At 35.6% G+C, this 13402-nt stretch carries 12 protein-coding genes; all 12 read right to left on the bottom strand.

Going from position 1 to position 13402, the window contains the following annotated elements:
* Positions 1 to 71: 71 nt before the first annotated feature.
* Complete coding sequence (gene deoC / locus BMX83_RS00640) at positions 72 to 740, bottom strand: deoxyribose-phosphate aldolase (RefSeq protein ID WP_091631885.1); 669 nt, start codon at positions 738 to 740, stop codon at positions 72 to 74.
* 5 nt (positions 741 to 745) lie between these two features.
* Entirely contained in the window at positions 746 to 1699 is a 954-nt protein-coding gene (prmA, locus tag BMX83_RS00635) for a 50S ribosomal protein L11 methyltransferase (protein WP_091631882.1), read from the bottom strand.
* Positions 1677 to 2228, bottom strand: a complete 552-nt coding sequence (locus BMX83_RS00630; RefSeq protein ID WP_091631880.1) for a DUF3013 family protein — start codon at positions 2226 to 2228, stop codon at positions 1677 to 1679. Before BMX83_RS00630 ends, prmA begins: the two co-directional genes overlap by 23 nt.
* Positions 2229 to 2360: 132 nt before the next feature.
* Positions 2361 to 3638, bottom strand: coding sequence for an HlyC/CorC family transporter (locus BMX83_RS00625; protein ID WP_091631878.1), 1278 nt, complete (start codon positions 3636 to 3638; stop codon positions 2361 to 2363).
* Between the two features lie 223 nt (positions 3639 to 3861).
* Positions 3862 to 5685 (bottom strand): translation elongation factor 4, encoded by a 1824-nt coding sequence (gene lepA / locus BMX83_RS00620; protein WP_091631875.1) that lies wholly within the window; start codon positions 5683 to 5685, stop codon positions 3862 to 3864.
* A gap of 213 nt (positions 5686 to 5898) precedes the next feature.
* Positions 5899 to 7050, bottom strand: coding sequence for a molecular chaperone DnaJ (gene dnaJ, locus BMX83_RS00615; protein ID WP_091631873.1), 1152 nt, complete (start codon positions 7048 to 7050; stop codon positions 5899 to 5901).
* 313 nt (positions 7051 to 7363) lie between these two features.
* Entirely contained in the window at positions 7364 to 9196 is a 1833-nt protein-coding gene (gene dnaK, locus BMX83_RS00610; protein ID WP_091631870.1) for a molecular chaperone DnaK, read from the bottom strand.
* A gap of 28 nt (positions 9197 to 9224) precedes the next feature.
* On the bottom strand, positions 9225 to 9800 hold the full coding sequence (gene grpE / locus BMX83_RS00605) for a nucleotide exchange factor GrpE (protein ID WP_091631867.1): 576 nt from the start codon (positions 9798 to 9800) through the stop codon (positions 9225 to 9227).
* 20 nt (positions 9801 to 9820) lie between these two features.
* Positions 9821 to 10849: a heat-inducible transcriptional repressor HrcA gene (hrcA, locus tag BMX83_RS00600; RefSeq protein ID WP_091631864.1), complete on the bottom strand. Its 1029-nt coding sequence runs from the start codon at positions 10847 to 10849 to the stop codon at positions 9821 to 9823.
* A 164-nt stretch (positions 10850 to 11013) separates the two neighbouring features.
* Positions 11014 to 11970, bottom strand: a complete 957-nt coding sequence (locus BMX83_RS00595) for a bifunctional riboflavin kinase/FAD synthetase (protein ID WP_091631861.1) — start codon at positions 11968 to 11970, stop codon at positions 11014 to 11016.
* A 2-nt stretch (positions 11971 to 11972) separates the two neighbouring features.
* Positions 11973 to 12896, bottom strand: coding sequence for a tRNA pseudouridine(55) synthase TruB (gene truB, locus BMX83_RS00590; RefSeq protein ID WP_091631858.1), 924 nt, complete (start codon positions 12894 to 12896; stop codon positions 11973 to 11975).
* 132 nt (positions 12897 to 13028) lie between these two features.
* Complete coding sequence (gene rbfA, locus BMX83_RS00585; RefSeq protein ID WP_091631855.1) at positions 13029 to 13376, bottom strand: 30S ribosome-binding factor RbfA; 348 nt, start codon at positions 13374 to 13376, stop codon at positions 13029 to 13031.
* Positions 13377 to 13402 lie beyond the last annotated feature (26 nt).

The raw sequence follows: 13402 nt of genomic DNA, 5'->3' as shown, positions 1-13402 counted from the left end.
ATAGGAGTGCTGGTTACTTATTTATTCATTATAAAACTTTTATGCTTTTACTTCAAGATAGGCTTTTAAATTTAATAATCTTCTGTTGCTTCGCTTCCTTCAACGATTGCGACACCATTTGATGTTCCAATACGAGTAGCGCCTGCTTCGATCATTGCTTTTGCATCTTCGATAGAACGAACGCCTCCTGAAGCTTTAACGCCCATATCTTCCCCAACTGTTTTACGCATCAATTTAACATCTTCAAGTGTTGCGCCACCTGTTGAGAATCCAGTTGATGTTTTAACAAAGTCAGCACCTGCTCTTTTAGCTGCTTCACAAGCTCTTACTTTTTCATGTTCATTTAAAAGACACGCTTCAATAATCACTTTAACTAATGCCTTTTCTTCAACCGCATCAACAACTGCTTTGATGTCATCATATACAAGTCCGTAATCTTCACTCTTAAGAGCGCCAATATTGATAACCATATCAACTTCAGTTGCGCCTTCTTTGACTGCTTGCTTCGCTTCAAATGCTTTTACTTTAGAAGTATTTGCTCCTAATGGGAAACCAATAACTGTACATGTTTCTACATCAGATCCTTCTAATAAATGTGCTGTATATTTAACCCATCCTGGATTAATACAGACAGATTTAAAATTATATTTTTTTGCATCTAAACAGACCTTTTGTACATCCATATCTGTTGATTCAGGTTTTAACAATGTGTGATCAATATATTTCTCCATTTTTTTCATTACACTCACTCTTCCTTTTTCATTTTTTTAGAGATAATAGCTATCCAATCTTTCATCTGATTGATTTGAATAATTTCAAAATCATTTTCGATCAAAGTTTCAACAACTTTATCTTTTTTATCTAATATAATACCAGAAGTAATAAAATACCCATCATCTTTCAAGTGATTGTAGGCATCAGGGATAAAAGGCAAGATAACCTCTGTCAGGATATTCGCCACAATAATATCTGCTTCATCATTGACATCTTTCAATAAATTATTAGCTTTGACATCTATTTTTGACTCTAGTTTATTCAACTTTATGTTGTCTCTAGCAGATTTTACAGCAACTTCATCTAAATCGTAGGCTTTAACTTTCTTTGTTCCAAATAAGTGCGCAGCAATAGCTAAAATACCTGAACCTGTTCCTACATCAAAAAGTGTTGCTTCAGGAAAAACACACGTCTCCAAGGCTTGAACGCATAATTGTGTTGTTGGATGTGTCCCTGTCCCAAATGCCAAGCCCGGATCGAGATAAGCAATACGTTCATCTGAAAATTTCCTCTCGTAGCTTTCCCATTGGGGAACGATAGTTAAAAAACGTGTGACATTTACAGGATGGTAGTACTTTTTCCAAGCCGTTGACCACTCTTCTTCCTTAACATCGGTAACCGCAATAGTTAAATGTTCGATATTAATACCAAATTCACTTAATTGACTAATTTTATGTGTTAACTTTAATTTGATTCCATCTAAATCATCAAATTCATTGAAATATCCTTTAATAATAACACCATTTGTGGGAAAGTCTTCCTCATTAAGCTCCCAAAGTGTGTCTTTACCATATTCTGGCAGATTCAAAAAATCATTACGGTCACTAATCGATACGCCTGATGAGCCGAGCTCCATAAATATAGAAGATATCGCTTCTTTAGCTTCGTTGTTTACTGCTACACTAAATTCTTTCCACTCCGTCATCTGTATCATCCTTTTTTAGCTTTTCAAAAAATGATTCTTCACCATCTGGGTCAAACATTAACTTTTCCTCGCTATAGCGTCTAGCTTTTTTCATTGTGTCCACCATGTTCTCTAAATTCTTGTTTTGCCATGTTAATGTGAAAGAATCCGTGAAATCATTGTTTAAAAACTCATTTAATTCGACTTCACCTTTTTTTGTTGTATAATTTAATTTTCTAAGGATGGCATCCACGTAGCCTTTATCAATACCGGCAAAGCTATCCATTGAAAAAGAAGCGAGATAATTTTGTGGTTTGACGTGGCTATACGCAGGATCATAAAAACATATGACATCCTCAAGTTGAACATTGCCAGGTTTATTATTTTTTCCTAACATATCTTGAACTTGAACAGATTCATCTGCTTTTACACTAAACGTTAAAAATAATTCCACTAACTTCTTTTTACTATCTTTAACTATTTTCCATTTAAAATTAGGTAACATTGTCTTTAATTCATTATCCATATATCTTGATAAGTCATCAGACATTGAATCTCCTCCTATAGTCTAACATAGCGCGCTATCTATTATCTACTCTTATTTCCCCTTTTCATCTTTATAAACAGGGGTTTCTACTCTCTGCTAAGGTTATCGTTTTAAACATTCAATCTATTATATTTCTTAACCTTCTTTTATGTCAGATGGTAGATAATCGATCTGAACCTCAAGTACACGTCTATTTCTAACAGCTGTTACAGAAACTTTCATATTATAGTATTTAAAGGAATCTCCTACTTGGGGAAACTGCCCTAATTCCTCTATAACAAAACCACTAACTGAGTTTGATACATATTTTTCATGCTCTGATAATCCAAACAATTCAAATATTTTTTCCAGACTAGCTGTTCCTTTAATTTTATATCGCTTTCCTGCTTTTAATTCAATGACTTCTTCATCTATAATATCTGATTCATCCCAAATTTCACCAACAAGTTCTTCTAGGGCATCCTCCATAGTTGCAATCCCAATTGTCCCACCATGTTCGTCAGCAACAATTGCCATATGCGTTTTACTTTGCTGCATGTATCTAAGTAGTCTTGAAAGATTCATTACTGGTGGCACAAATATAACGTCTTTTACTACTGAGAGTAAGGAGTTCCCATAATTCTTATTCTCTTTCGATCTTAAATATCTGTTGAAGTCTTTTTCATGAAGTACACCCACGACATTGTCAATTGATTCCTCATAGATAATCAATCGTGAATAATTATGTGTCATAAAAAGTTCTTCGATTTCTTGATCTGTTGAGTCCAATTCAGTACTTACAACGTCTACACGAGGAGTAAGAATTGTTGATACTTCCAAGTCATCGAATTCGATAGCTGATTTAACTAATTGACTCTCATGGTCTTCAATGCTTCCACCACTTTCAGCCTCATCTACAATCGATAATAATTCATCTTCACTAATAATTTCTATTTCATCTAAATGAAAAATTCTATCAAGCATTACTTTCCATTTTTTTAATATCCATAAAACGGGTTTGAAAATCGTCATTAAAAAATAGATATAGGGTGTCGATGCCTTGGCAAAAGTTTCACTTTTAGCCTTAGCTATTGACTTAGGAGTGATTTCTCCAAAAATAAGAATAATGATTGTCATGACGACAGTTGCGATTGTCGGGCCATATACTGGAAACCAGCTAACAAATAGCAAGGTCGCCATGGCTGACATTCCAATATTGACGATGTTATTTCCAATCAATATAGTTGATAGAACAGAATCAAAATTTTCAGCTAACTTTAATGTTTTTTGAGAGCGTTTATCACCTTTTTCAGCTTCATTCCGCAATCTTATCCTATTTGCTGAAGTAAAAGCTGTTTCTGAAGATGAAAAATAAGCAGATAAAAAAACAAGTGCTGCTAATATGATGATACTCCTTATATTATCACTATCCATTTAATTGCATTCCCACTTTCATCGTTTTTCCACTCCATTATATCATAGATTATATTAATTCTTTACCCTTAGGCAGAAATCACATAAAAAGATGAAAAGTTATAATCAATGTACAAATTAATCTAAAATAATAAAAAACTTCCAGCATACACTATTTTATAATGACAAAATGATGGAAGTTTTTTATTAAATTTTCTTTATTAACTGATTATTAAGTCAACGTTTAATCTTCATCCAAGTCCAAAACGGCCATGAAAGCTTCTTGTGGAATTTCTACATTTCCCACATTCTTCATACGTTTCTTACCAGCTTTTTGTTTCTTCAGAAGTTTCTGACGTCGTGTGACGTCACCACCATATAATTTAGCTGTAACGTCTTTACGATACGCTTTAACGGTTGAACGCGCAACAATGCTCTGTCCAATGGTTGCTTGTATCGGGATCTCGAATTGTTGTCTCGGGATTGTTTTTTTCAATTGTTCTACAACAGCTCGTCCACGTTCGTATGAAAACTCTTTGTGAACGATAAAGCTCAATGCATCAACTCTTTCACCATGAATCATAATATCCATTTTCACAAGATTACTCTGGCGATAACCTGATTCACTATAATCAAGAGAAGCGTATCCTTTTGTGCTCGATTTCAATCGATCAAAGAAGTCATATACAATTTCGGAAAGTGGAATATTGTAAACGACATTTACTCTAACATCATCCAAATATTCCATTGTGAGAAATTCGCCACGTTTACGTTGAGAAATTTCCATAACTGCACCAACATAATCATTAGGGACAGTAATTGTTGCTTTCACATAAGGTTCCTCGATTGTTTCAACTTCTTGAGGTTCTGGCATTTCAGAAGGATTGGAAACCATTAATGTCTCTTCATCAGTTTTATTGATTCTATAGATAACTGATGGCGCAGTAGTGATTAGATCTAAGTTAAATTCTCTTTCCAAACGTTCTTGAACAACATCCATATGAAGCATACCTAAAAAGCCACAGCGGAAACCAAATCCTAGTGCTTGCGAAGTTTCTGCTTCATATTGCAAGGCGGCATCGTTTAATTGTAAACGTTCAAGCGCCTCTCTTAAGTCTACATACTTTGAAGAATCTGTTGGATACATTCCACAAAAAACCATAGGATTCATACTACGATACCCTGGTAAGGCTTTATCTGTAGGATTTTTAGCTAAAGTAACTGTATCTCCGACTCGCGCGTCACGAACAGTCTTAATATTCGCTGTAAGATAGCCAACATCTCCTACCATTAAGTAGTCTCGTTCAACTGGCTTTGGAGAAAACACACCAATTTCAGTAACCTCAAATGTTTTATCGTTACTCATTAATTTAATTGTGTCACCTTTTTTTAGTACACCATCCATCAAGCGAATACTTAAAACGACACCTCTATATGGATCATAAGCAGAGTCAAATATCATTGCCTTTAAAGGATTATCAATATCACCTTCTGGAGCAGGGACATTTTCGACAATCTGTTCTAAGATATCTTCAATTCCTACGCCTGTTTTAGCGCTTGTAAGGACGGCATCACTGGCATCTAGTCCAATAACCTCTTCGACCTCATTTCGAACACGTTCAGGGTCAGCAGAAGGTAAGTCAATTTTATTGATTACTGGTAAGATTTCTAAGTCATTATCCAATGCTAAATAAACATTAGCAAGTGTTTGGGCTTCGACTCCTTGTGCGGCGTCTACAACAAGCACCGCTCCCTCACAAGCAGCGAGACTTCTAGAAACTTCATACGTAAAGTCCACATGTCCGGGTGTATCAATAAGATGAAGGATATATGTTTCTCCATTTTTAGATTCATAAACGACTTCAACTGTATTTAATTTTATCGTTATACCACGTTCACGTTCCAAATCCATTGAATCAAGTAATTGCTCCTGCATTTCACGGTCAGCAACGGTATGGGTCAACTGAAGTATACGATCAGCAAGGGTAGATTTCCCATGATCGATATGTGCGATAATAGAAAAGTTTCGAATTTGTTTTTGTCTTTCTCTAGCTTGTTTTTTATCCATTTATATAGTTCCTCATTCCTCTAAAAACATTCTTTATTATTATACCAACGATTGAACCAGAGTACAATTACTTTAACATGATTAAAAAGTAATGGTTACTCCTACTTAAGTCATTTTCGGTTGTACATATCCTCAGCATGATAACTTATATGTTTATAAAGACAAAGAGAAGAGGACTTCAAATTGGAGTCACTCTTCTCTTGTTTTATTTTTTTAGCGTTTATCTTTGAAAGCATCTTTGACTTTTGAAAAGAAAGAGCTGTCTCCCTGTTCCACTACTTCGTCATAATCGCCTGCTTGAGCAAACTCTCTTAGATGTTCTGCCTGACTTTCCGTAAGACTATCAGGAATAACAACTTTTACTTTAATCTGTTGGTCCCCGTTACCCGAACCTCGGAGTCTTGGTGCACCTTTACCTCTTAAACGGAACGTGGTACCTGGTTGCGTTCCTGCAGGGATTTTAAATTTAACTTTTCCATGAACGGTAGGTACTTGTAATTCATCCCCTAATGTTGCTTGGACCATATTTATAGGTAATTCATAGTAAATTTCTGATCCTCTACGATCAAACGTTTTCGACGCTTTCACTCTGAAAATAACGTAAAGATCGCCGTAAGGGCCACCGTTTTCGCCTGCATCTCCTTGATTTTGCAGACGCATCTGGTTACCATCTTCTACCCCAGCCGGTACAGTAACATTGACAGAATGCTGTTGTTTGTTATGACCTTCACCATGACAAACGGAACATTTTTCTTTAATTTCTTTACCTGTTCCCTTACATGTCGGACAAACTTGTTGTGTCATTACACGACCGAAAGGAGTGTTTCTTTCCGCATTTACGGCTCCAGAACCTTGACATGTTGAACATGTTTGCGGGCTTGTTCCAGGCTTAGCTCCACTTCCATCACAATTGTCACATTCTTCTTCGCGCTTGTATCGGATTTCTGTTTCTTTTCCAAATATTGCTTCTTCAAACTCCAAGTCCATGACATACTGTAAATCTTCACCCTGTCTTGGTCCGTTTGGATTTCTGCGTCTTCCGCCTCCGCCAAAGAACTGGTCGAAAATATCTTCAAATCCGCTACCGCCAAATCCGCCGCCAGCACCGCCGCCGAATCCTCCACCAGCTCCAAAGTTTGGATCTGTAGAAGCGTGACCGTACTGATCATAGGCACTACGTTTTTGTTTATCACTTAACACTTCATATGCTTCAGATATTTTTTTAAATTTATCTTCAGCGTTAGCTTCTTTATTGATGTCTGGATGATATTTTTTAGAAAGCTTTCGGTAAGCTTTTTTTATTTCTTCTTGCGAAGCATCCTTAGATACACCTAGCAGATTATAAAAGTCTTCTTTCTCAGCCATAGTATTCCTCCATCATTGTAATCACAAATATCATTTCATTTCGTTATGCTCAGTTATAAACGAAGAGATGTATATCAAAAAGAAAGAAAGCACCTGTTGAAAAACAAGAAAAGTGCTTTCCTCTTTTTGGATATCAGTGTTTATAAAAATTATTTAATATAGATATAAATTGTTCAGTAATCTAAGCATAAATTCCTACGAAAAAGATTATCCATCTGACGGAAAACTCGACTAATTTTTTTAAAACAATCAGTTTTTTAGTCAGTTAAAATTGGTTTTTCATAGAAATAAACGGACGCTTAAATAACAGTTATTATTCTTCGTCATCTACTTCTTCAAAGTCTGCATCTACAACATCATCTGAAGAACCATCTGCTTCGCCATTTTCTGCTCCGTCAGCTTGTTCTTGCTGAGCAGCTGCTTGTTCATATAACTTCACTGACATTTCTTGAACGATTTCGTTTAATGCGTCTCGTTTTGCTTTGATTTCATCAGTATCATCATTTTCTAAGGCTGATTTCAGCTCATCACGTGCTTCTTCAGCTTTCTTAACATCTGCTTCATCAACTTTACCTTCTAGTTCTTTCAATGTTTTGTCGATTTGGAAAACTAACTGATCCGCTTCGTTACGCAATTCTACTTCTTCTTTACGCTCTTTATCCGCTTCAGCATTTTCTTCAGCTTCTTTAACCATACGCTCTATGTCTTCATCGGATAAGCCAGAAGATGATTTAATTGTAATTTTTTGTTCTTTACCTGTACCTAAGTCTTTAGCAGACACATTTACGATACCATTTTTATCAATATCAAATGATACTTCAATTTGTGGTACGCCACGTGGTGCTGGTGGAATGTCCGTTAATTGGAAACGACCAAGCGTTTTATTATCTTTAGCCATTGGACGCTCACCCTGTAGGACGTGTACATCAACTGCTGGTTGATTATCAGCGGCTGTTGAGAATACTTGTGACTTACTTGTTGGAATTGTCGTGTTACGGTCGATTAATTTAGTGAACACGCCGCCCATTGTTTCAATACCTAATGATAATGGAGTTACGTCAAGTAAAACGATGTCTTTAACGTCACCTGAAATTACGCCACCTTGAATAGCAGCACCCATTGCAACAACTTCATCAGGGTTTACAGAGCGATTTGGTTCTTTCCCTGTTTCTTTTTTAACTGCATCAACAACAGATGGTATACGTGTAGACCCACCTACTAAGATGACTTCATCAATATCTGATTGAGATAAGCCAGCATCTTTCAACGCTTGACGAACAGGTTTTTTAGTACGTTCTACTAAGCTATCTGTAATTTCATCAAATTTTGCACGAGTTAAAGTGATTTCCAAGTGAAGTGGACCAGATTCTCCAGCACTAATAAATGGCAGACTGATTTGTGTTTGAGAAACACCTGACAAATCTTTTTTAGCTTTTTCAGCAGCATCTTTCAATCTTTGAACAGCCATTTTATCTTTAGATAAATCTACGCCATTTTCTTTCTTGAATTCAGCTACAAGACAATCAATGATTTTGTTATCAAAGTCATCTCCACCAAGGTTGTTATCACCTGCAGTAGACATAACTTCAAATACACCATCACCAAGTTCAAGGATAGATACGTCGAAAGTACCGCCACCTAAGTCAAATACAAGAATTTTTTCATCTTTATCTACTTTGTCTAAACCATAAGCAAGAGAAGCTGCTGTTGGCTCATTAACAATACGGTCAACTTCAAGACCTGCGATTTTACCTGCATCTTTTGTTGCTTGACGCTGAGAGTCGTTAAAGTATGCTGGCACAGTGATAACTGCGTTAGTTACTTTTTCACCTAAATAATCTTCAGCGTACTCTTTTATGTGTTGTAAAATGAAAGCTGATATTTGTTGTGGTGAATAATCTTTACCTTCTACATCTACACTAAAGTCTTCACCCATATGACGTTTAATGGATGCAACAGTATCTGGATTTGTGATCGCTTGTCGTTTAGCTACTTCTCCAACTTGAATCTCATCATTTTTGAATGAGACAACAGATGGTGTTGTACGGTTCCCTTCTTTATTAGGGATGATTTTTGCTTCTCCACCCTCTAAAACTGAAACTGCTGAGTTTGTTGTACCTAAGTCAATACCAATAATCTTTGCCATAATTTATCTCACCTTTACTTATAATATTTTATATTGTTACTGCTACTTTTGCTGCGCGTAAAACACGCTCATGCAATTTATAACCTTTTTCAAAAACTTGTGCGACTTCATTACTCTTTTGCCCTTCTTCAGCAGGCACTTGTGTATAAGCTTCATGGAAGTTAGGATCAAATGTTTCACCTAATGGATTTATAACTTCAATCCCTTCTTTATTGAAACCTTGAAGGAAGCTATTATGAACCATTTCAATTCCTTTTTTAAGATTTTCAGAAGCTTCAGTATCCGTTTCTATCGTTAATGCTCTTTCCAGATTGTCAATTGCTGGAATAAGTTCTTTAGCTAATGACTGTGCACGATAGCGTATAAGATCTTGTCGCTCGCGTTCTTGACGTTTACGAATATTAGATAATTCAGCTTGTAATCTTAAATATCGGTCCGTTACTTCATCTAATTCTTCGTGGACTTTATTAAGTTCAGAAGTCTCTTCGTCAGAGGAGTTAGCTGAATCATCTGTTGCTTTTTCAGCGTCCACCATTTTTTCGTCAATGATTTCTCCATCGACTTTTTTCTTTGTTTCTTCTTGCTCGTGATTATTATCTTTCAAAACTCTTCCTCATTTCCTGATTATTCTAAATAATATTCCAGTAACGTACGTGTTAACTGTTTTCTAAACACATCGAGCACACCAAATGTTTCTCCATATGCCATACTTGTAGGACCAAGAATAGCGATGGCACCTTTACCATAATTACTTACACTATAAGTTGTAGTAATCAAACTAAATTCATTCAATAGATTATGATTAATTTCATCACCTATTTTAACAACAAATCCATCATTAATTTGATCGATTAAGGAATACAAATCTCCACTATTATCTAGCATCGTATATAATGATTTCAATTTTTTTGTATCGATATTTTCAGAAAAATCAAGAATATTTAATTTGCCAGATATATGATGTCTTGACTCCGTTGATTCTTTGAAGACTGACTCAATTGATAAGAACATTTCTGTAGCATTGGATGCATATTTTCTTATCAAAAGTGGAATATCTCGCTGCAGTTTCTGAACCACTTCAATTAATGTGTGACCAACTAAGTGCTGATTGAAAATGTTTGTCACTTTAACTAAGTCTGATTCATTTATGTTTTTAGGCATACGAAATACTTTGTTTTCAATTGTACCCTTATCAGTTTGAATGATTGCCATTACATGATTTGCATTTAAAGAAAGCAATTTAAAACCGGTCAAACGGCTTGTTTCTGCTTTTGGACCTAATACAATTGCAGTATATTGCGTTAGCTCGGATAACAACTGAGCTGACTGATGCATGATATCGTCCATTTGCTGTACGTGAGTTCCCAAAACAGCATTAATGCTATTCAATGTATCTTGTGTCACCTCTTGAGGTTTCATAAGATGATCGATGTAAAAGCGATAGCCTTTAAGTGAAGGGATTCTTCCAGACGACGAGTGCGTCTTCTTTATAAAACCCATTTTTTCCAGTTCACTTAATTCATTTCTGATTGTTGCTGAACTAGCCTTTATATCGGTATTGTTCATTATAGTTTTAGAACCAATCGGATTACCTGTTGATGTATTTAGCCGAATAAGAGCGTCTAGAATAATCAATTGTCTCTTCGTTAACATGTGTAATCACTCCCTGATGCACTATGCATCATTAGAGACTTGCAGTAAGTAAGGCAATAATTAACAATACTCAATGCATATAAATCTTTCTTGCTTTTAGCACTCTAATATCACGAGTGCTAACACAATTATAATTTAACAAATCTAATGATTACTGTCAACAATTATATCTGATTTATTTTGACCTTTGATAAAATTTCTCTAATATCATGTTCGTCCTGCTTTAATTTTTTGATTAATTCTTCAACAGAATCAAACTTAATTTCATCTCGTAAGTAATCTACCCATTTTATTTTAACATCTTCACCGTATATGTCTTCTTTGTAATCAAAGACATGGACTTCAATGGAATAGTTCGGACGATCACCAAATGTAGGATTGTAACCAATCGATGCCATACCATCAAGCCATTCTCCATCTACCCAAAACTTCACGGCATAAACACCTTTTCTAGGGATTGTAACATAAGGATCGGGGTGTATATTAGCTGTTGGATACCCCAGTTCTCTACCTCTAGCATCTCCATGAACGACAAATCCACTTGTTTCATATATATAGCCAAGTAGTTTATTTGCCTGAGTTATATCGCCTTCACTTATATAAGTGCGTATTCGAGTAGAACTTATTTTTTCTTCAGCGTCAACCTTTTTTTCAACCTTGACTATTTCAAAACGTTTTTTTGCATAGGTAGCCATTGTATTCATATTTGCTTCAGCTGCTTTACCATAAGTATAATCAAACCCTGCAACGACAACTTCAGCATGCCAATCTACGATATATTGATCCACAAAGTCTTGAGGAGACAGTTGACCGAATCGTGCAGTAAAATCAACTTCGTAAAGAATGTCAACATTTAAATCCCTTATTACTTCTTCTTTTCGTTCAAGCGGGGTCAGATAAGTATGCTTATCCGGGTCAAAGCGTCGGTACACGAATGCCGGATGACGATTAAATGTCATGACAGCACATTTTAACCCTTTATTTTTGGCTATTTCTACACCTTTACTTATAACAGCTTGATGTCCCTTATGCACACCATCAAAAAAACCCAATACCAAAACTATTTTTTCGTTGATTATATCTTCCTTTGTATAAGGATGATGAATTTTTTTAATAATCATTTTTATACCACCAATTCATTTCGTAAAACCTTTGCGGGTTTTATATAATCCGTTTTTCTAGGATGAATTCTGTATATAGCCACTGCTAAATCAGAATAATAAAAAACAATTTGCTCTTCTACTTCTTTCATATACTGTTTACGTGTCAATAAACTTCCATTCTTAACCTTCAAATACTCAGCTTCAGATAAATCATATCTGGGGAGTTTTTTTAGCGCCCTCTCTAATGGTAAAAGAGCTTTTTCTATTTTTTCTTGATCCATAAGTTCCTGCAGTTCAGCCAGTGTAAAAGCTTCTTCACGTACGAAGCCACTGCTTGCTTCTCTAGTTAGATCAGACATATGCGAGGGATAACCAAGATACCTTCCTACATCTACAGCTAATGTTCTAACATAGGTTCCTTTTCCGCAAACCACTTTAAAAGAAAAGGATAATGTTTTATCATTCTCATTTATTGTTAATTTTGAAGTGCGGACAAATGAATAAATCATAGCCTCTCTGGAAGGTCTATCTATAACTTTACCTTCTCTAGCATATTCGTATAATTTTTTTCCATCTATCTTTACTGCAGAATACATCGGTGGTGTTTGTTTAATGGTACCTATGAAATTGGATATTGCGCTATCGATATCTTTTTCACTAATTGTTTTGATTATAGTTTTTCGTTCAACGATTTCTCCTGAACTATCTTCCGTCGTCGTGGAGAATCCGATAGTAATTTCTCCAGTATATGTTTTCTGTGAATCCATCATGTATTCAATGACTTTCGTTGCTTTTCCTATGGCTACAGGCAATACACCGTCAACGTCAGGATCTAACGTGCCAGAGTGTCCTATTTTTTTCATTCTGAGTATTTTTCTTAATTTAAAAACACAGTCGTGACTAGTCATCCCTCTTTCTTTCCATACAGGTATTAGACCTTCCATTGAAACCCCTCATTCTATTTCAATTTGAATTTTTACAAAAGAAAAGAGAATCTATGTTCAATAAACAAAGATTCTCCTCTTTTCTTATCTCAAGAAAAACGACTTCAAATCTTACGTGTAGACTTATTCGTCTTACTCTTCTTTTAATTTATTTAATAACTGATCAATTCTACTACCATAGGCAACAGATTCGTCACGGGCAAATGTTAATTCTGGTGTTTTATAAAGAGAGAGTCGACTACCCAGTTCTTTTTTTATTAGACCAGTCGCTTTTACAAGCCCTCTCTGTGTCTCACTGATGCTATCTTTATCATCAGACAATGTACTGTAAAAAACAGTTGCTTGTTGTAGATCTCCTGTGACATCAACACCCGTTACTGTCACACCTTCTACTCGCGGATCACGCACACGCTTGAGTAATATATCTGTTACTTCTTTTTGTATTTCCTGCGAAACTCGACCTACTCTATAGTTAGGCACATTATTCACCTATCCTTAAGATATTA

The organism is Alkalibacterium gilvum (assembly GCF_900109085.1).
GTDB lineage: Bacteria > Bacillota > Bacilli > Lactobacillales > Carnobacteriaceae_A > Alkalibacterium > Alkalibacterium gilvum.
Note: the sequence above shows the minus strand (reverse complement) of the source record. Positions and strands in the feature narration are given on the sequence as shown.

Bases quoted from the DNA above. Each gene is read 5' to 3' on its own strand.
- prmA (WP_091631882.1), bottom strand. From the start codon at position 1,699: ATGACGGAGTGGAAAGAATTTAGTGTAGCAGTAAACAACGAAGCTAAA.
- deoC (WP_091631885.1), bottom strand. From the start codon at position 740: ATGAAAAAAATGGAGAAATATATTGATCACACATTGTTAAAACCTGAA.
- truB (WP_091631858.1), bottom strand. From the start codon at position 12,896: ATGGAAGGTCTAATACCTGTATGGAAAGAAAGAGGGATGACTAGTCAC.
- hrcA (WP_091631864.1), bottom strand. From the start codon at position 10,849: ATGTTAACGAAGAGACAATTGATTATTCTAGACGCTCTTATTCGGCTA.
- BMX83_RS00595 (WP_091631861.1), bottom strand. From the start codon at position 11,970: ATGATTATTAAAAAAATTCATCATCCTTATACAAAGGAAGATATAATC.
- BMX83_RS00625 (WP_091631878.1), bottom strand. From the start codon at position 3,638: ATGGATAGTGATAATATAAGGAGTATCATCATATTAGCAGCACTTGTT.
- BMX83_RS00630 (WP_091631880.1), bottom strand. From the start codon at position 2,228: ATGTCTGATGACTTATCAAGATATATGGATAATGAATTAAAGACAATG.
- dnaK (WP_091631870.1), bottom strand. From the start codon at position 9,196: ATGGCAAAGATTATTGGTATTGACTTAGGTACAACAAACTCAGCAGTT.
- lepA (WP_091631875.1), bottom strand. From the start codon at position 5,685: ATGGATAAAAAACAAGCTAGAGAAAGACAAAAACAAATTCGAAACTTT.
- dnaJ (WP_091631873.1), bottom strand. From the start codon at position 7,050: ATGGCTGAGAAAGAAGACTTTTATAATCTGCTAGGTGTATCTAAGGAT.